Consider the following 17,084-nt stretch of genomic DNA (forward strand, 5'->3'; position numbering starts at 1 on the left):
CGACCCGCCCCCTCAAGACCGGAACACCGATGACCCCTGTGTCGCGCGCATTGAAGACGGCCCTGGTTCTGGGGCTCGCCGCCGGATTGGCGTCCTGCGGGACCGTGCGGCGCGCCCTGCCGTTCGGTCTGGGCAAGGACGACGCGCCCCAGGCCACGGCGACCGAGGGGACGCGGATCTCGATCCTGACCTTTGAGCAGCAACTGGCCCCGTCCGCCGGTCTGGCGGGACGCGACTTCTTCCTGCCGGGACCGGTCGCGGCCAATTCCTGGCCTCTGCCGGGCGGCACCGAGACCAATTCGATCGAGCACGTCATCGCGGCACCGACCTTCACCGTCGCCTGGCGTCGCCGCATCGGCGACGGATCGGCCAGGACCCGCCAGGTCATGGCGCCGGTCGTGGCCGACGGTGGCCGCGTCTTCGTCATGGACGGCGAATCGACCGTGACCGCCGTCGATGCCGCCACCGGCGACATCGTCTGGAAGGTCGACGTCAAGCCGGACGGCCGGGAGGCCCGCGGTGGAGCCAGCCTGTTCGGCCTGCCCATTCCCTCCATCGGCGTCGGCGGACCGGGTGAACTGACCGGTGGCTTCGGTGGCGGCGTCGCCGTCGGCGGCGGCAAGGTCTTCGTCGCCTCCGGCTATCGCACCATGTCGGCCCTGGACGCCGCCACCGGCGCAGTCGTCTGGACCCAGCCGGTCGATGTGCCGATCCATGGCGCGCCGACGGTGGCGGGCAACCACGTCTATGTCGTCGACGTCGACAACCAGCTGATCGCCTTCAACACGGCGACGGGTCTGCAGGACTGGTCCTATCGCGGCATCGTCGAGCCGGCGCGGATCATGCGGGCCTCCAGCCCGGCGGTCAGCGGCGAGACGGTCATCGCCCCCTTCTCGTCCGGCGAAGTGGTCGCCCTGCGGGCCGGCAACGGCCAGGTGGTGTGGCAGCAGGTCCTGTCGCGCACCAGCCGCACCAGCGCCCTGTCGGAGGTCCGCGACATCGCGGGTCGCCCGGTCATTTCGCGCGGCTTCGTCTATGCCGTCGGCCATTCGGGCGTGATGCAGGCCATGGACATCCGCACCGGTCAGCCGAAGTGGTCGCTGCCCGTCGCGGGCGTCAACGCGCCGCTGCCGGCGGGGGACGTGGTCTATGTGGTGTCCAAGTCGGGCGAGCTGACCCTGGTCAACCGGGAGTCGGGCGCGGTCTACTGGACCCGCAATCTGAACGACGGCCGGATCCGTCAGGAAGGCGGCTTCCTCGGCTTCTTCGACCGCACCGTGCGGCCGGAGTGGTCGGGTCCGATCCTGGCCTCGAACCGGCTGGTCCTGGTCAACTCCGACGGCGATGCCGTGGCCTTCGATCCGAAGACGGGCGTGGAGACCGCCAGCATCCCTCTCGGCGCACCCGCCTATATCGCCCCCGCCGCCTACAATGGCGCGCTCTATGTCCTGACCGACGACGGTGAACTGGTCAGCATCCGCTGACCTTCCGCACCGAATTACGCTAGAAGGCCGACATGGCACTGAAGCTCGCCATCGTCGGCCGCCCGAATGTGGGCAAGTCGACACTGTTCAACCGGCTGGTCGGCAAGCGCCTTGCGCTCGTCGACGATCGTCCGGGCGTGACCCGCGACCGGCGCTATGCCGAGGGCAGCATCGGCGACATGGACCTGACGCTGATCGACACGGCAGGCTACGAGGACGTCAGCGACGACAGCCTGGAAAGCCGGATGCGCGAGCAGACCGAGCTGGCGCTGGAGGACGGCGACGTCATCCTGTTCATGATGGATGCGCGCGAGGGCGTGACCTCGCTGGACCGCATCTTCGCCGAGCGGCTGCGCAAACAGCACAAGCCCGTCATCCTGCTGGCCAACAAGGCCGAGAGCCGCGAGAGCGGTGGCGGGGTGGGGGAGGCGCACGCCCTGGGCTTCGGCGAGCCGGTCGCCATCTCGGCCGAGCACGGCGAGGGGATGGCCGACCTGTATGCCGCCATCCGCGACGCCTCGGTCGACATCTTCGTCGAGGAGATCGACGAGCCGGACAAGCCGATCCGCATCGCCATCATCGGCCGTCCGAACGCCGGCAAGTCGACCCTGATCAACCGCCTGATCGGCGAGGACCGTCTGCTGACCGGGCCCGAGGCGGGGATCACCCGCGACTCGATCTCGGTCGACTGGGAGTATGAGGGCCAGAACATCCGCCTGGTCGACACGGCCGGGATGCGGCGCAAGGCGCGGGTGCAGGAGAAGCTGGAAAAGCTGTCGGTCGCCGACACCATCCGCGCCATCACCTATGCCGAGGTCGTCGTGCTGGTGATGGACAAGGACAATGCCTTCGACGTCCAGGACCTGCAGCTGGCCGATCTGGTCGAGCGCGAGGGCCGGGCGCTGGTCTATGTCGCCGCCAAATGGGATCTGGAAGACCAGCCCCAGGCCAAAATGGCCGAGCTGAAGCATCTGGCCGACGACAAGCTGCCGCAGCTGCGCGGGGCGCCGTTCGTGGCCCTGTCGGCGCATTCGGGGCGCGGCGTCGATCGCCTGATGCCCGCGGTGCTGAAGGCGCACGAGACCTGGTCGGTCAAGGTCAAGACCAAGGATCTGAACGACTGGCTGGCCCTGGCGACCCAGAGGCATCCGCCCCCCGCCGTGGACGGCAAGCGGATCAAGACCAAATACATGGCCCAGACCAAGGCCCGCCCGCCGACCTTCGTCCTGTTCGCCAGCCGCGCCGCCTCCCTGCCCGAACACTATATCCGCTATCTGACCAACAGCTTGCGCGAGAGCTTCGACCTGCCGGGCACGCCGCTGCGACTGACGATCAAGGGCGGGTCAGAGAACCCCTATGCCTCGGGCGGGGCCAAGTCCGGCCCCGAACGCTACAAGGGCGACGCCAAGACCGCGCCGCGCGCCGTCAGGAAGAAGGCGGAAGAGGAATCCCACCTGCCCGGCAAGGCGCTGGAACAGAAGAAGACCCGCGTCGCCAAGCCCCGCATCATCGGCGCAGTGAAGAACTCGGCGTCCAAGAAGGCCGGGTCGTCAGTGGCGGTCCAGGAGGGCGCGCGCGGCGGGGCACGGCAGGTGTCGCGCTCGGGCCGTGTGCGGACGGGGCAGAAGCATCTGCCGAAGAAGTAGGGGGGCTGTCTGAAGTCAGGCCGTCGTGCAGTCTCCTCCCCGTCGCTGCCTGGCGAGGGGGAGGGGGACCGCGAAGCGGTGGAGGGGCTTTTGAGGCCCGCACCGGGTCCGGGGTGAAGACCCTCTCCGTCCCGGCGCTGAAGAAGCGCTGCGCCTTGAGGACCGGCTCTTAGACGAGCCAACCGCAAGCCCCATCGCTACGCGACAGGGAGGAGACCTCGCGAACTGCCGTTGAGGGTGGAAAGCAAACGTCAACCTAGGGTTCGACAGCGGATGTCGTGGTGGCTATAACTCATCGGACTAATGAGCCGCGAGAAACCTCATGCTGGGTTGCTGCCCCAACTGCGCTACGCGGATAACGTACGCCCAGGCGGCTTTCAGCGGCAAAGAGATTGAATGCAGGCGATGCCAATACGCGCTCAATAAGCGCACGCCGCTTTGGCTGTTGCTGCCGGGGACGTGGGCGATCATAGCGTCGTTTCAGAGCTTTCCGGCAGACAGCTTTGTCCCATGGCTAGCCAGCGGACTCACGCTGGTGACCGTGGGCTTCGGCGCTAAGTATCTAAGCCGGGTGAGGTACTCCGCAGAGTAGAATGTGTTTCCGCAATCGGGAGGGAACCTGCCAGACGTCTGAGATGGGTCGACAAACGAAGTTGGTGCGGGAGTGAGACGCGGACGTTAGGCGCTCCGCCCCTCGTAGCCACCGTGCCCGCCCTGTCTCATTCCCCCTTGAACATCCCGCCCGACTCCGGCATAAGCCGCCGCTCGCAGGCGGCTCATCCGATGGGCCGCCGCATTTCGTTTTCGCGCTGGCGGGTTTCGACCTGTGGCGCCCGACCCTGAGATTGAGACGGACATGGCTGTTCCGAAGCGCAAAGTATCGCCCTCGCGTCGCAATATGCGCCGCGCCCACGATGCCCTGGGCACCAACCCCTATACCGAAGACAAGGACACGGGCGAGCTGCGTCGGTCGCACCACATCGACCTGAAGACCGGCACCTATCGCGGCCGTCAGGTCCTGACGCCCAAGGAAGACTAGGCCTCTTCCTTCCACGGCTTTCGTGAGGTTTTCGGCGCGCGGGACACCCCGCGCGCCGTTTTCGTGCGTTGAGGGGGCATCGACCTTCAAGGCGTGCCCTTCATGATCCGATCCCTGGCCGCAGAACCCGTTCTGGCCCGTCGGCGGTTGGCGATTCGCGGGGGGCGGGCTAAACCCCCGGCCTGATCTCCCTGCATCCGCGAAGGCCCCAGCCCATGACCGACATCGCCGACATCGTCGCCCGCCAGATCCTCGACAGCCGGGGCAATCCCACCGTTGAAGTCGATGTGGTTCTGGACGACGGCAGCTTCGGCCGGGCGGCGGTGCCGTCGGGGGCCTCCACCGGGGCGCACGAGGCGGTCGAGCTGCGCGACGGCGATGCGACGATGTGGGGCGGCAAGGGCGTCCAGAACGCCGTAGATGCCGTCAACGGCGAGATTTTCGACGCCCTGTCGGGCATGGACGCCGAGGACCAGCGCCGCATCGACGAGGCGCTGATCACCCTGGACGGCACCGAAAACAAGGGACGGCTGGGGGCCAATGCGATCCTGGGCGTGTCGCTGGCCGTCGCCAAGGCGAGCGCCATCTCGGTCGGCCTGCCGCTGTTCCGCTATGTCGGCGGCATCTCGGCGCGCGTGCTGCCGACGCCGATGATGAACATCATCAACGGCGGGGCCCATGCCGACAATCCGATCGACATCCAGGAGTTCATGATCCTGCCGACCGGGGCCGAGAGCTTCTCGGAAGGTCTGCGGATGGGCTCGGAAATCTTCCACGCCCTGAAGAAGCAGCTGAAGGACGCCGGTCACAACACCAATGTCGGCGACGAGGGCGGCTTTGCCCCCAATCTGGCCTCGGCCGAGGAGGCGCTGAGCTTCATCACCAGGGCGGGACAGGCCGCGGGCTATCTGGCGGGCGAGGATTTCCACCTGGGCCTGGACGTCGCGGCGACCGAGTTCTTCAAGAACGGGGCCTACAACATGGCCGGCGAGGGCAAGATCCTGGACGGGGAGGGGATGGTCGCCTACCTGGCCGACCTGTGCGAACGCTTCCCCATCGTCTCGATCGAGGACGGGTGCGCCGAGGATGATTTCGACGGCTGGAAGCTGTTGACGGATGCTCTCGGTGAGCGCGTCCAGATCGTCGGCGACGACCTGTTCGTGACCAATCCGGCGCGTCTGGCGGCCGGGATCGGCGAGGGCCTGGCCAATTCCATCCTGATCAAGGTCAACCAGATCGGCACCCTGTCCGAGACCCTGGACGCCGTCGATATGGCCCACCGCGCGGGCTATACCGCCGTGATGAGCCACCGCTCGGGCGAGACGGAAGACTCCACCATCGCCGACCTGGCCGTGGCCACCAACTGCGGGCAGATCAAGACGGGCTCGCTGGCGCGGTCCGACCGCACGGCCAAGTACAACCAGCTGCTGCGCATCGAGGAACTGCTGGGCGACCAGGCGTCCTACTATGGCGACGGGATGCTGCTGAAATAGGGGCCCGGGACCGGTTCAGTCGATGCGGGTCCAGCCGAGAGGCTTCAGGACCTCCATCGGCCGGAACTGAGCCTTGTAGTCCATCTTGGGCGAGCCCTCGACCCAGTAGCCCAGATAGACGAACGGCAGGCGCACGGTCGCGGCCTGGCGCAGGTGGTCCAGGATGGCAAAGACCCCCAGCGAGCGCTTGCCCAGGGCCGGGTCGAAGAAGCTATAGACCATCGAAAGCCCGTCCGAGAGCAGGTCGCACAGGGTGACCGCGACCAGGTCGCCGGGGCCTTCGTCGGTGCTGGGCAGGCGGTATTCGATCAGGTGGGTCCGGACCGCCGTGTCCTCGACCATGGCGATATAGTCGGGCCAGGTCATGTCGGTCATGCCGCCGCCCGGGTGGCGGGTTTCCAGATAGCGTTTCAGCAGGGCGAACTGCTCCTGCGTCGCCTCGGCCTCGACGAGATCGCGCGACAGGTCGGCGTTGCGGCTCAGGATCTTGCGATGCCCGCGCGAGGGCCGGAACTCCGGCACCGGCAGGCGGACCGAGATGCAGGCGTCGCACCCCTCGCAGGCCGGGCGATAGGCGATGTTCTGACTGCGGCGGAACCCGGCATGGGTCAGTTCGTCGTTGACATGCGCCCCGTCCGAGAAGGGCAGGTTGGCGAAGACCTTCCGCTCCGTCATGCCTGGCAGATAGGGGCAGGGCGCGACCGCCGTCATGAAGAAGCGGAGCTGGCGCGTGGGAATATGCTGCGTCACGTCAGTGCGTCCGTATCGGTCGGACGATCATCGAGGGCAGGCAAGGCGTCATGGGGGGATTTGGCGTCATTCCGGCCTGCGCCGCAAGACTGTTCGCGCCGGAACCGAACCGGCGCGATCCTCACAGGCTGGTGTCCGTCGGGAGCACGGGGGCCTCGCGCAACAGGACGATGGCGATGCGGCGGTTTCCGGCCAGCGATGGATCGTCCGGGTAGAGCGGATCGGACCCGGCCTTGCCCGCCACGGAATAGACCCGGTCGACGTCGACGCCGGCCGCCTGCAGGATCTGACGCGACGCATCGGCGCGCGACGCCGAAAGGGGCCAGTCACCGGGGCTGGAGGCGCGGCCCGAGCCGGCGATGGCCGAGGTGTGGCCGGAGATCGAGATGCGGTTGGGCAGGCGGTTGATGACACCGGCGATGGCGCGCAGCAGGACCTGGGCGCGGGCGTTCGGGCGCGTCGAATTCTGGTCGAACATTGAGCGGCCTTCCTGGTCGACCAGCTGGATGCGCAGACCCTCCGGCGTCTGGTCGATGATCAGCTGTTTCGACAGCTCGGCCAGCTCGGGCATGCGCTGCATGGCCTGACGCAGGGATTCGGCGGCCGAGGCGAATTCGGCGGCTTCGCGGGCGGCGATCTCGTCGCGCAGCTCCTCCTCGGAGGCGGCGGCCAGGTTGGGGCTGGTCCCGACTTCCTGGGGCGCGTCTTCGGGGGCCTCGGGGGCCTGCTCCTGAAGCACCGACATGGAGCCGGAGCTCTTGGCCCCGTCCTCGCCCAGGGAGGTGCCGCCCAGGATCCCGCCGGAGCCGGAGGTGGTCGCCGACACGCTGGCGGGCGCGAAATACTCGGCGATGCCGCGCTTCTGCTCCGGGTCGGTCGTGTTGATCAGCCACATCAGGAGGAAGAAGGCCATCATCGCGGTCACGAAGTCCGCATAGGCGACCTTCCACGCGCCGCCGTGGTGTCCACCGCCGACGACCTTCTTGACCTTCTTGATGAGGATCGGACGATCACTCATGGACGACATGGCACGAGCCCTGAGACAACGATGCCTGACCGTGGTCGATCAAGGTTAAGGCTGCGTTTCCAATTGTGCGGTTGTGGCCGCGATCGCTTGCCCCTAAACCCACCGCCCAGTGCGGATGTGGCGAAACTGGTAGACGCACCAGATTTAGGTTCTGGCATCGCAAGATGTGGAGGTTCGAGTCCTCTCATCCGCACCAAAAACAAAAGGCCCGGGATCGCTCCCGGGCCTTTCGTCCTTGGGTGATCCGTAGATCAGGTCGTCGCGGGAGGCGGTGGAATGTCGGCATCCTGCTCGTGGATGTCGCTCAGACCGCGCCCGACGTGGCTCTTGCGATAGCCATACAGGAAGTAGATCACCAGGCCGATGCCGCCCCAGATCGGCAGCACCATCTTGGCGTCGTGCGGCAGGTTCCAGAACAGGAAGGCGCAGCCCGCGGCCGAGAGCGGCGCGAACAGCCAGATCAGCGGCGTGCGGAACGGACGCTTCCGGTTGGGCTCCTTGACCCGCAGGATCATGACCGCCAGCGACACCATGAAGAAGGCGAACAGGGTGCCCGAGTTCGAGATGTCGGCCAGCTGACCGACCGGGAACAGGGCCGCCGCGATGGCCACCGCGATGCCGGTGAAGGCGGTCACGATGTAGGGCGTCTTCCACTTGGAGTGGATCTTGGTCAGGCCTTCCGGCAGCAGGCCGTCGCGCGCCATCACGAAGAAGATGCGCGTCTGGCCATAGATCATCATCAGGATGACCGAGGGCAGGGCCAGGAGGGCAGCCGTGCCGAGGGCGTTGCCGACCAGCGGGAAGTTGACCTCACGCAGGACGTGGGCCAGCGCCTCGTTGGAGCAGACCAGCTTGTTGGCGTTCTCGGCCAGGGCACAGGCGGCAACGAAGGCGGGCGATCCGGGCTGGACCGCTTCGCCGGCCGGGCCGACCACGGGCTGGGCCCCGATGGCGCCGATCGCACCGACGGCCACCAGCAGATAGAAGATGGTGCAGATGGCCAGTGAGCCGATCAGGCCGATGGGCACGTTGCGTTGCGGGTTCTTGGTTTCCTCGGCGGCGGTCGAGACCGCATCGAAGCCGACATAGGCGAAGAAGATCGAGGCTGCGGCCCCGACGATGCCCATGCCCGAGGAGCTGCCGAACAGGCCGTTGGGCGCGAACGGGGTGAAGTTCTCGGACTTCATCAGCGGCAGGGTGATGACGATGAAGGCCGTCAGGGCGACGACCTTGACCACCACCAGCACGGCGTTGACGCGCGCCGACTCCGTCGTGCCCAGCATCAGCAGGAAGGTCACGCCCAGGGCCACGATGATGGCGGGGATGTTGATGATGCCGGCCGAAAAGTCCGGCGTCGGGATGAAGCCGTTCATCGACCAGGTCGGGCCGGCCTGGAGAAGGTCGGGCCAGTCTACGCCAAGCCCGTTCTCGAGCAGGCCAAGGACATATCCGGACCACCCCACAGACACGGCCGAGGCCGCCACGGCGTATTCGAGGATCAGCGCCCAGCCGACGCACCAGGCCAGAAGCTCGCCCATGACGGCATAGGTATAGGTGTAGGCGGAGCCCGAAACCGGGGCCATGGCCGCCAGTTCGGAGTAGCAGAGCGCGGCGACGGCGCAGACGGCCCCGGCGATCACGAAGCTGATCGCCATGCCCGGACCGGCCTTTTGCGACGCAGCGGCCGTCAGAACGAAGATGCCCGTGCCGATGATGGCGCCGATGCCCAGAAGCGTCAGCTGGACTGGACCGAGCGACCGATGAAGTGATTTCTTCTCGGCCGTGGCTAGAATCGCGTCGAGCGACTTAATGCGCCACATGAAATTCCCCTAATACGATTATCCCGGACCCCTGCCGGTTTGCGCCGACGCTAACCATGGAAATGGCCTTGCGCAACGCGCTATCGATCCCGTGACTGCGTGACGACGCTTTCGTGAACACCGCCGTTGCCGCTAGAGCGCTCCCGATGTTGCCGATCCACGCCATTCTGGACGATCTGAAGGCCGCGGTGGCCGCCCATCCGGCCGTCGTGCTGGGGGCACCGCCGGGCGCGGGCAAGACGACGGTCGTCCCACTCGCTTTGCTGGACGCGCCCTGGCGCGGCGACGGGCGCATCCTGGTGCTGGAGCCGCGTCGGCTCGCGGCGCGGGCGGCGGCGGAGCGGATGGCGGCGACGCTGGGGCAGGCGACCGGAGAGGTCGTCGGCTATCGCACGCGGCTGCAGAGCCGGATCGGGCCGCGCACCCGGATCGAGGTGGTCACCGAAGGGGTCTTCACCCGGATGATCCTCGATGATCCCGGCCTCGACGGTGTGGCCTGCGTCATCTTCGACGAGTTCCACGAACGCAGTCTGGACGCCGACCTGGGCCTGGCGCTGGCGCGCGACAGTCAGGGGGTGCTGCGGGAGGACCTGAAGATCCTGGTCATGTCGGCGACGCTGGACATCGCGGGGATTTCGCGGCTGCTGGCCGGTGCGGACGGGATGCCTGCACCCGTGATCGAGGCGGAAGGGCGGGCCTATCCGGTCGAGACCCTGTATCTGGGCCGCAATCCGGTCGAGCGGGTCGAGGACGCGACGGCGCGGGCCTGTCTGACGGCGCTGGGCGATCAGTCCGGTTCGGTGCTGGCCTTCCTGCCGGGGCAGGGCGAGATCCATCGGACGGCGCAGCGGATCGCCGAGCGGCTGCGCGATCCGTCGGTCGATATCGTTCCGCTGTTCGGGGCGATGGAGAAGGACGCCCAGGACCGGGCCATCCAGACCTCGCCGCCGGGCCGGCGCAAGGTCGTGCTGGCGACGTCCGTGGCCGAGACCAGCCTGACCATCGAAGGCGTGCGAGTTGTCGTCGACAGCGGGGTGTCCCGCGTGCCCCGGTTCGAGCCGTCCAGCGGCCTGACCCGGCTGGTGACCGTGCGGGTCAGCCGGTCCTCGGCCGAGCAGCGCCGGGGGCGGGCGGGACGCACGCAGCCGGGGGTCTGTTATCGCCTGTGGGACGAGGAGGCGACGCGGGGGCTGGTGCCGCACCAGCGGCCGGAGATTCTGGAGGCGGACCTGACGGGACTGGCGCTGGATCTGGCGCGCTGGGGGGCACGGTCCACGGACGGTCTGGCCCTGCTGGATGCGCCGCCGAAGGGCGCGATGGCTGAGGCGCGGGCGGTGCTGACGCGACTGGGTGCGCTGGACGGGGCGGGCGGGCTGACGGCGCACGGGCAGCGGCTGACCCGGATGCCGTTGACGCCGCGGCTGGCGCACCTGGTCGCGATGGCGGCCGATGCGGAGGAGGCGATGCTGGGGGCACGCATCGCAGCCGTGCTGAGCGAGCCGGGGCTGGGCGGCAACGACACGGACCTGCGCGAGCGGCTGCGCGGCTTCGACCGCGACCGAAGCGCCCGGGCCCATGACGCGCGCAAGCTGGCCGATCAATGGGCGCGGGCGGCCCCGGGCGGCGGCGAGACGAGGGGCGACGGCATCGACGTCGGCACCCTGCTGGCCGAGGCCTTCCCCGAGCGGGTCGCGCGGGCGCGGGGCAGGCCGGGCGAGGTGCTGCTGGCTTCGGGCCGGGGCGCGTTTCTGGACGCCACCGATGTTCTGGCCGCAGAGCCCTGGCTGGCGGTCGCCGATCTGGGCGGCGGCGATGCCCGGGACCGGATCCGGCTGGCGGCCCCTCTCGATCCCGCGACGCTGGAGGGGCGGATGATGGTGGAGGATCGGCTGGCGCGCGAGCCGTCGGGGCGTCGGGTCGTGCGGCGCATCCGGCGGCTGGGGGCCATTGTGGTCGACGAGCGGGTCATCGGACCGGCCGACCGCGCGGCGATCACCGCCGCCCTGCGCGCCGAGGTGGATCAGCAGGGGCTGGCGGGCCTGCGATGGGGCGAGCGGGCGACCGCCCTGCGCGACCGCCTGGCCTTTCTGAGGGGGCTGGACGAGGACTGGCCCGACGTATCCGACGACGGGCTGACCGCGGCGCGCGAGACCTGGCTGTGGCCCCTGCTGGACACGGCTCAGGCCCTCGACACCCTCCCGGACGACGCCCTCGCACAGGCCCTGCTCAGCCTCGTGCCGTGGGACCGGCACCGGGACCTTGATGCCCTGGCCCCGGCGCGCCTTGTTACGCCCCTGGGGTCGGCGGCGATCGACTATGCGGCTCACGGCGGGCCGCGCGTGGATATCCGGGTGCAGGAGCTGTTCGGCGTCCGGGATCATCCAGTCGTCGGCGGGGGCCGGGTGCCGCTGACGCTGGCCCTGCTGTCGCCGGCACGGCGGCCGCTGCAGCTGACGCAGGATCTGCCGGGCTTCTGGAGCGGGTCGTGGAAGGATGTGCGCGCCGAAATGCGCGGCCGCTATCCGCGCCATCCCTGGCCGGAGAACCCCGCCGAGGCGCCGCCGACCAACCGGGTCAAGCCACGCGGGACCTGACCGCTTGACCGCCGGGCCCGGCCGACGCATCGGTGGTCATCGACATGGGGATGCCGACCTTGCCCGCACCTGACCTGCTGATCGCGCCCAGTCCCGCCTCGACCCGGCGCGTCCTGTTCGCCAGCCTGATCGGCACGACGATCGAGTTCTTCGATTTCTACATCTATGCGACCGCCGCCGTGCTGGTGTTTCCGGCCCTGTTCTTTCCGGGCGGCGATCCGCTGACGGCGCAGCTGCAGTCGTTCGCCACCTTTGCGCTGGCCTTCTTTGCGCGGCCGGTCGGGGCGGTGGTGTTCGGACATTTCGGGGACCGGATCGGGCGGAAGGCGACCCTGGTCGCGGCCCTGATGACCATGGGACTGTCGACCATCGCCATCGGCCTGTTGCCGACCTATGCACAGGTCGGCGTCGTGGCCCCGATGCTGCTGGCCCTGTGCCGGTTCGGTCAGGGTCTGGGTCTGGGCGGCGAGTGGGGCGGCGCGGTCCTGCTGGCGACCGAGAACGCCCCGCCGGGGCGCAAGGCGTGGTTCGGGATGTTCCCGCAACTGGGTGCGCCGATCGGCTTCATCCTGTCGACCGGGGCCTTCATCGTCCTGACGTCGACGATGAGCGATCAGGCCTTTCTGGATTGGGGATGGCGGGCGCCGTTCCTGGCCAGTGCGATCCTGGTTATCGTCGGCCTGTGGGTCCGGCTGCGGATCACCGAGACACCGGAGTTCAGCCGGGTGATCGAGCGGGCCGAGCGGGTCAAGGCCCCCATCCTGACCCTGCTGGCCCGCTACAAGGGCGCTCTGGTGCTGGGGACGCTGGGGGCCACCACGACCTTTCTGCTGTTCTATCTGATGACGGTATTCGCGCTCAGCTGGGCGACGACGACCCTGGGCTTCACCCGTGCCGACATCCTGCCGATCCAGCTGGTCGGGGTGGTCTTCTTCGGGGCCTTCATCCCGATTTCTGCGCTGGCGGCCGATGCGTTCGGTCAGATCAAGGTGCTGGTTGCGGCCTCGATCGGGATCGCCCTGTTCGGGTTTCTGATCGCGCCGCTGTTCTCGGGAGGACTGACCGGGCTGCTGGTCTTCTTTTCGATCGGGTTCGCTCTGATGGGGGCGACCTACGGGCCGCTCAGCGCGACCATGGCGCGGCCGTTCCGGGCGGCGGTGCGCTATACCGGGGCGTCGATGGCGTTCAACCTGGCGGGCATTGCAGGAGCGTCGATGGCTCCGTCCGTTGCGACCTTTCTGGCCAGTACCTTCGGTGTGCCGGCCGTGGGCCTGTATCTGGCGGGATCGGCCGTGGTGACCATCGTGGCCCTGATCGGCATGTCGCGGCTGAAGGTCGAGGACTGACTCAGACCGCGTCGGTCACCGCATAGGCCATGATGCCGGTGGCGATGGCCAGGTTCAGACTGTCGGCCCGTCCGCGCATCGGGATCTTCACATTGACGTCGCAGGCGGCGGCGAGGCCGTCGGTCAGCCCCGCCTGCTCGTTGCCCATCAGGATCAGGGTCGGCGATGCAAGGGCCGCGTCGCGGTAGCCGACGCTGGCATCCAGCCGGGTGCCGACCACGCTGCCGGGCCAGGTCGTCCGCCAGGCCAGAAAGGCCTCGGCCGTGCAGCGGACGATGGCGACGGCAAAGACGCTGCCCATGGTGGCCCGGACGGCCTCCACGGAAAAGGGATCGACGCAGTCGCCGATCAGGATGACGCCGCCGCACCCGGCCGCGTCCGCCGTGCGGATGATGGTGCCGAGATTGCCGGGATCACGGACCTGCTCCAGCGCGATCCAGCAGGCGGCCGATGCGGGGTCGATCTGGTCCAGCCGGGCATAGGCCTGGTCGAAGACGCCCAGCACGGTTTGCGGGTTCTCGCGGCGGCTGATCTTTTCGAGGATGGGGTGGGTGACGGTGACGATCTCGCCGCCGGCCTCCAGCGTCGCGGCCTTCGCGCGGTCCAGCAGCGGATGGGGCCGCGCCTCCATGCCGACCATCAGCAGACGGGGCGCGCGGCCCTGATCCAGCGCCTCGCCGATGAACTTCAGGCCCTCGGCGAGGAACTGGCCCGTGGCTTCGCGTTCCTTGCGCATATGCAGGGCGCGGACGGCCTTGACCGTGTCATTGGTCAGGGAGGTGACGAGGCGTTCCGTCACGACGCGCTCCACCGGGCGAAGAAGGACAGGCCAATGGCGCGGGCGTCCGGGCCGTCCTCGGACAGGGCCAGTTCGCCCCAGTCGATGCGGCCGGCGCGGTTCGCGGTCGCCTCCCGCATCAGATGCGCCAGCGACAGGCCCGAGACCCGCGCGGCATAGGCGTTCAGCAGCAGGAAGTCCGCGTCGTCGGTCAGCAGGGCCGCGCAGTCCTTCAGCAGGGCCGGCATGTCCTCGAACAGCCGCCAGACCTCGCCCGTCGGTCCCCGTCCGTATTTCGGCGGGTCGAGGATGATGCCGTCATAGCGAGAGCCCCGCCGGACCTCGCGCGCCACCCATTTCCGGGAGTCCTCGACGATCCAGCGGATCGGGTGGTCGGACAGGCCGGAGAGATCTGCATTCTCGCGCGCCCAGGCGACCGACTTTTTGGAGGCGTCGACGTGGGTGACCTCGGCACCCGCCGCGGCGCAGGCCAGGCTGGCGACGCCGGTATAGCCGAACAGGTTCAGGATCTTCGGCCGGGCGCGGGCCCGCACTCGGCCGTCCAGCCATTCCCAGTTCGCGGCCTGCTCGGGAAAGAAGGCCAGGTGCCGGAACGGGGTGAAGCGGCCCGTGAACCTCACCTCGCGCCACGACAGGGGGAAGGTGTCGATGGCCTTGCCCGCGAACCGCCAGCGCCCGTCGTCATCCTCGTCCTGCGCCTGCGGGTCGAAGAGGGCGTCGGCGCGGTCGAAGGCGGTCGGATCGCGCGGCAGCCAGAAGCACTGGGGCTCGGGCCGGACGACCGTGTGGGGTCCGTATCGTTCCAGCTTCCGGCCCTCTCCGGAATCAAGCAGCGCATAGTCGGACCAGCCATGGGTCAGCAGCGTCTGGGGCTCGGGCGCGAAAACGGGGGGCATGGATCAGGCCTTATGCCGTCAGGCGGCCTGGCGTCCAGCCGTCGCGGGCCCGTCGTTGGCTGCGACTGACAGATCGATGGCGTCCGGCAGGTGCCGCGTCTTGTTCCAGGCGAAGGGCTCATAGAACAACCGGGCAAAGGCATGGGCGAAGGCCAGGGTCAGCAGGGACCAGTAGAGCGGTGCCCGGGCGAGGTCGGCGAGGCGACAGGGCAGACCGGCCCGCCGGGTCCCGAGCCAGGCGCTGCTCCAGGCGGCCACGGTGCCGAGGCTGAGGACCCCCAGGGACGCCAGAGACGCGCGAGGCTCCAGCCCGGCCGCGACCGCGACCAGCACCAGGGCCGCGACCCAGGTCACGGAGATCGCGTGCACGGCCGCAGCCGCCAGCGATGCCCCGATGGTCATCAGCAGGGCCAGGGCCCCCCGCCATCCAAGGGTGTGCAGCGAACGGGTGTGAACGCCGCAGGTCTGCATGTATCCCTTCAGCCATCGCGTCCGCTGTGGCAGCCAGGCACCCAGACCTCCGGGCGGGGGCTCATGGGTCGGGCGCCGGATGACCCCCAGGGTGCCACCGGCCCGCCACAGGCGAAAGCCCAGGTCGGCATCCTCGGTCACATTGTGTGCATCCCAGCCGCCGACGGCGCGCAGCCACGACGCCCGGAAGTGATTGCTGGTCCCGCCCATCGGATACGGCAGCCCCAGCCAGGTCATGGCCGGCAGGGTGACCTCGAACAGGCTGGCATATTCGATGGCGAACTGGCGATCCAGGAAGGGCGTACGGGTCCGCGTCGCGGTCCGGATGCGCAACGGCGCCTGAAGGGCGGACAGGGTGCCAGATGCGTCGGCGGCGAAACGCGCCGCGGCCTCGCGGAGCTGAAGCGGATCGGGATCGTCCTCGGCATCATAGACCGTCACCAGCTCGCCGGTCGCGGCGGCCAGGCCGACGTTCAGGGCGCGGGGCTTGGTGCGGGGATGGCCGGGTGGCGCGATCACGATCGACATCCAGGCCGGGCGGTCGGCGTGCCAGGCCGCGTCGATGGTCTCCTGGTCGTGAGCCTCCAGCAACAGGAAGGCCTCCAGTCGATCCGGGGGATAGTCGATCCTTGACAGGCGTTCGACCAGCTGGTCGATCACCGATGCCTCATCCAGCAGGGCCACCAGTATGGTGTAGCGGGGAAGGTCCGGCCCCCGCGCCACGGTGCCTGGTCGAGGTCGTGGCACCGCGATCAGCATGATCCGCCAGAGGGCCACGGACACGAAGGCCACTTGCGCACTGCGGATCAGGATGGCCCCGGTCGTGTCAGGGGCCAGTCGCATTCCGGCACCGGCAGCCACCAGGGCCGCCAGCAGGAATCCCGCCTGTGGCCAGGTCAGGCTCCGACGGCTTGCCCATTCGTCGAAGTGGCGCGCCAACCTCTCCACGGCCCCCAACCGCAAGTTGCCCGACAGTCCTAGGCGGCAGCCCTGTGTCGGGCAAGGCGTTGGCATGACGACGGGATTGCCGCTATTCCAGCACGGCGGCGTCGCGCCGTGGATGGAGTTGGTCGCGTGCCGGAACTGCCGACGATGTCTTCAGCGGTGCCGGTCAAGGGCGCGCGCAAGCCCAAGGGCGAGGGCCATGCCCGGCGTGCCGAAATCCTGGAAGCGGCCGAACGCATCTTCGTGGAGGTCGGCTACGAGGGGGCCACGATCCGGCGGATCGCCGATGAGGTCGGCCTGTCGTCGACGGCGCTCTATATGCATTTTTCCGAGAAGTCGGAGATCCTGCACGAGATCTGTCGCGTCGCGTTCGCGCGCCTTCAGGCCATGAACCAGGCGGTGATGGACGAGCCCGGACCGCCGGACCAGCGTCTGCGGCGGCTGCTCGAAGCCTATGTCGCCTTCGGGTTCGACAATCCCAATGCCTATCGCCTGACCTATCTGACCCGCCCGGTCGAGGCACGCGACGGCGCGCAGACGGCGGCCCAGAACCTGGGCGGAGAGCTCTATCGTGCGTTCGAGGCGGTGGTCGGCGACATGGCCGAACAGGGGCATCTGAGGGGCGATCCGCGCACTGCGGCCCAGACGCTCTGGGCGGGCGCGCACGGCGTTGTGTCCCTGATGATCACCAAGCCCTATTTCGACTGGGTCGGCCGCGAGGCCCTGTCACGGTCGATGATCGATGCGCTGATCGCGGGCCTGCTGAGGCCCTGA

The 17,084-nt window shown here is 68.7% G+C and carries 13 protein-coding genes and 1 tRNA gene; 8 read left to right on the forward strand and 6 right to left on the reverse strand.

What is annotated here, in order from left to right:
- Positions 1-29: 29 nt before the first annotated feature.
- From O3139_RS07295 to eno, 4 genes are all read left to right on the forward strand, one after another.
- A complete protein-coding gene (locus tag O3139_RS07295; RefSeq protein ID WP_269516371.1) occupies positions 30-1,484 on the forward strand; it encodes a PQQ-binding-like beta-propeller repeat protein in 1,455 nt (484 codons plus the stop codon).
- 32 nt (positions 1,485-1,516) lie between these two features.
- A complete protein-coding gene (der, locus tag O3139_RS07300) occupies positions 1,517-3,130 on the forward strand; it encodes a ribosome biogenesis GTPase Der (protein WP_269516372.1) in 1,614 nt (537 codons plus the stop codon).
- 856 nt (positions 3,131-3,986) lie between these two features.
- Positions 3,987-4,169 carry a 50S ribosomal protein L32 gene (rpmF, locus tag O3139_RS07305; RefSeq protein ID WP_029416334.1) on the forward strand — a complete coding sequence of 61 codons (183 nt, stop codon included), beginning with the start codon at positions 3,987-3,989 and terminating at the stop codon, positions 4,167-4,169.
- A 215-nt stretch (positions 4,170-4,384) separates the two neighbouring features.
- The gene (gene eno, locus O3139_RS07310; RefSeq protein ID WP_269516373.1) at positions 4,385-5,662 is read left to right on the forward strand and encodes a phosphopyruvate hydratase; all 1,278 of its coding nucleotides are present in this window, start codon (positions 4,385-4,387) and stop codon (positions 5,660-5,662) included.
- 15 nt (positions 5,663-5,677) lie between these two features.
- Here the strand turns inward: eno and O3139_RS07315 are convergent, their stop codons facing one another.
- A complete protein-coding gene (locus tag O3139_RS07315) occupies positions 5,678-6,412 on the reverse strand; it encodes an arginyltransferase (RefSeq protein ID WP_269516374.1) in 735 nt (244 codons plus the stop codon).
- Between the two features lie 121 nt (positions 6,413-6,533).
- Positions 6,534-7,430 (reverse strand): flagellar motor protein MotB, encoded by an 897-nt coding sequence (locus O3139_RS07320; protein WP_420022348.1) that lies wholly within the window; start codon positions 7,428-7,430, stop codon positions 6,534-6,536.
- Positions 7,431-7,550: 120 nt separating this feature from the next.
- On the opposite strand from O3139_RS07320, the gene O3139_RS07325 reads away from it, so the two are divergent.
- A tRNA-Leu gene (locus tag O3139_RS07325) sits at positions 7,551-7,635 on the forward strand.
- 55 nt (positions 7,636-7,690) lie between these two features.
- Here O3139_RS07325 and O3139_RS07330 read toward each other — a convergent pair.
- Positions 7,691-9,259 (reverse strand): amino acid permease, encoded by a 1,569-nt coding sequence (locus O3139_RS07330; protein WP_269516377.1) that lies wholly within the window; start codon positions 9,257-9,259, stop codon positions 7,691-7,693.
- A gap of 146 nt (positions 9,260-9,405) precedes the next feature.
- Between O3139_RS07330 and hrpB the strand changes: the two genes are divergently transcribed.
- Positions 9,406-11,853, forward strand: coding sequence for an ATP-dependent helicase HrpB (gene hrpB, locus O3139_RS07335; RefSeq protein ID WP_269516378.1), 2,448 nt, complete (start codon positions 9,406-9,408; stop codon positions 11,851-11,853).
- A gap of 50 nt (positions 11,854-11,903) precedes the next feature.
- Positions 11,904-13,199 carry an MFS transporter gene (locus O3139_RS07340; protein ID WP_269516379.1) on the forward strand — a complete coding sequence of 432 codons (1,296 nt, stop codon included), beginning with the start codon at positions 11,904-11,906 and terminating at the stop codon, positions 13,197-13,199.
- A gap of 1 nt (position 13,200) precedes the next feature.
- Here O3139_RS07340 and O3139_RS07345 read toward each other — a convergent pair whose 3' ends face one another.
- From O3139_RS07345 to O3139_RS07355, 3 genes are read right to left on the reverse strand one after another with little or no spacing between them, the layout of a single operon-like run.
- The gene (locus O3139_RS07345; protein WP_269516380.1) at positions 13,201-13,998 is read right to left on the reverse strand and encodes a TrmH family RNA methyltransferase; all 798 of its coding nucleotides are present in this window, start codon (positions 13,996-13,998) and stop codon (positions 13,201-13,203) included.
- Positions 13,995-14,894 (reverse strand): class I SAM-dependent methyltransferase, encoded by a 900-nt coding sequence (locus tag O3139_RS07350; RefSeq protein ID WP_269516381.1) that lies wholly within the window; start codon positions 14,892-14,894, stop codon positions 13,995-13,997. Before O3139_RS07350 ends, O3139_RS07345 begins: the two co-directional genes overlap by 4 nt.
- An 18-nt stretch (positions 14,895-14,912) precedes the next feature.
- Positions 14,913-16,313, reverse strand: coding sequence for a glycosyltransferase family 2 protein (locus O3139_RS07355; protein ID WP_269516382.1), 1,401 nt, complete (start codon positions 16,311-16,313; stop codon positions 14,913-14,915).
- Between the two features lie 126 nt (positions 16,314-16,439).
- On the opposite strand from O3139_RS07355, the gene O3139_RS07360 reads away from it, so the two are divergent.
- Positions 16,440-17,084 (forward strand): TetR/AcrR family transcriptional regulator, encoded by a 645-nt coding sequence (locus O3139_RS07360; RefSeq protein WP_269516383.1) that lies wholly within the window; start codon positions 16,440-16,442, stop codon positions 17,082-17,084.

It is taken from the genome of Brevundimonas subvibrioides (genome assembly GCF_027271155.1).
In the GTDB taxonomy this organism is placed as follows: domain Bacteria; phylum Pseudomonadota; class Alphaproteobacteria; order Caulobacterales; family Caulobacteraceae; genus Brevundimonas; species Brevundimonas subvibrioides_D.

Bases quoted from the DNA above. Each gene is read 5' to 3' on its own strand.
- O3139_RS07295 (WP_269516371.1), top strand. From the start codon at position 30: ATGACCCCTGTGTCGCGCGCATTGAAGACGGCCCTGGTTCTGGGGCTC.
- der (WP_269516372.1), top strand. From the start codon at position 1,517: ATGGCACTGAAGCTCGCCATCGTCGGCCGCCCGAATGTGGGCAAGTCG.
- rpmF (WP_029416334.1), top strand. From the start codon at position 3,987: ATGGCTGTTCCGAAGCGCAAAGTATCGCCCTCGCGTCGCAATATGCGC.
- eno (WP_269516373.1), top strand. From the start codon at position 4,385: ATGACCGACATCGCCGACATCGTCGCCCGCCAGATCCTCGACAGCCGG.
- O3139_RS07320 (WP_420022348.1), bottom strand. From the start codon at position 7,430: ATGAGTGATCGTCCGATCCTCATCAAGAAGGTCAAGAAGGTCGTCGGC.
- O3139_RS07330 (WP_269516377.1), bottom strand. From the start codon at position 9,259: ATGTGGCGCATTAAGTCGCTCGACGCGATTCTAGCCACGGCCGAGAAG.
- hrpB (WP_269516378.1), top strand. From the start codon at position 9,406: ATGTTGCCGATCCACGCCATTCTGGACGATCTGAAGGCCGCGGTGGCC.
- O3139_RS07340 (WP_269516379.1), top strand. From the start codon at position 11,904: ATGCCGACCTTGCCCGCACCTGACCTGCTGATCGCGCCCAGTCCCGCC.
- O3139_RS07350 (WP_269516381.1), bottom strand. From the start codon at position 14,894: ATGCCCCCCGTTTTCGCGCCCGAGCCCCAGACGCTGCTGACCCATGGC.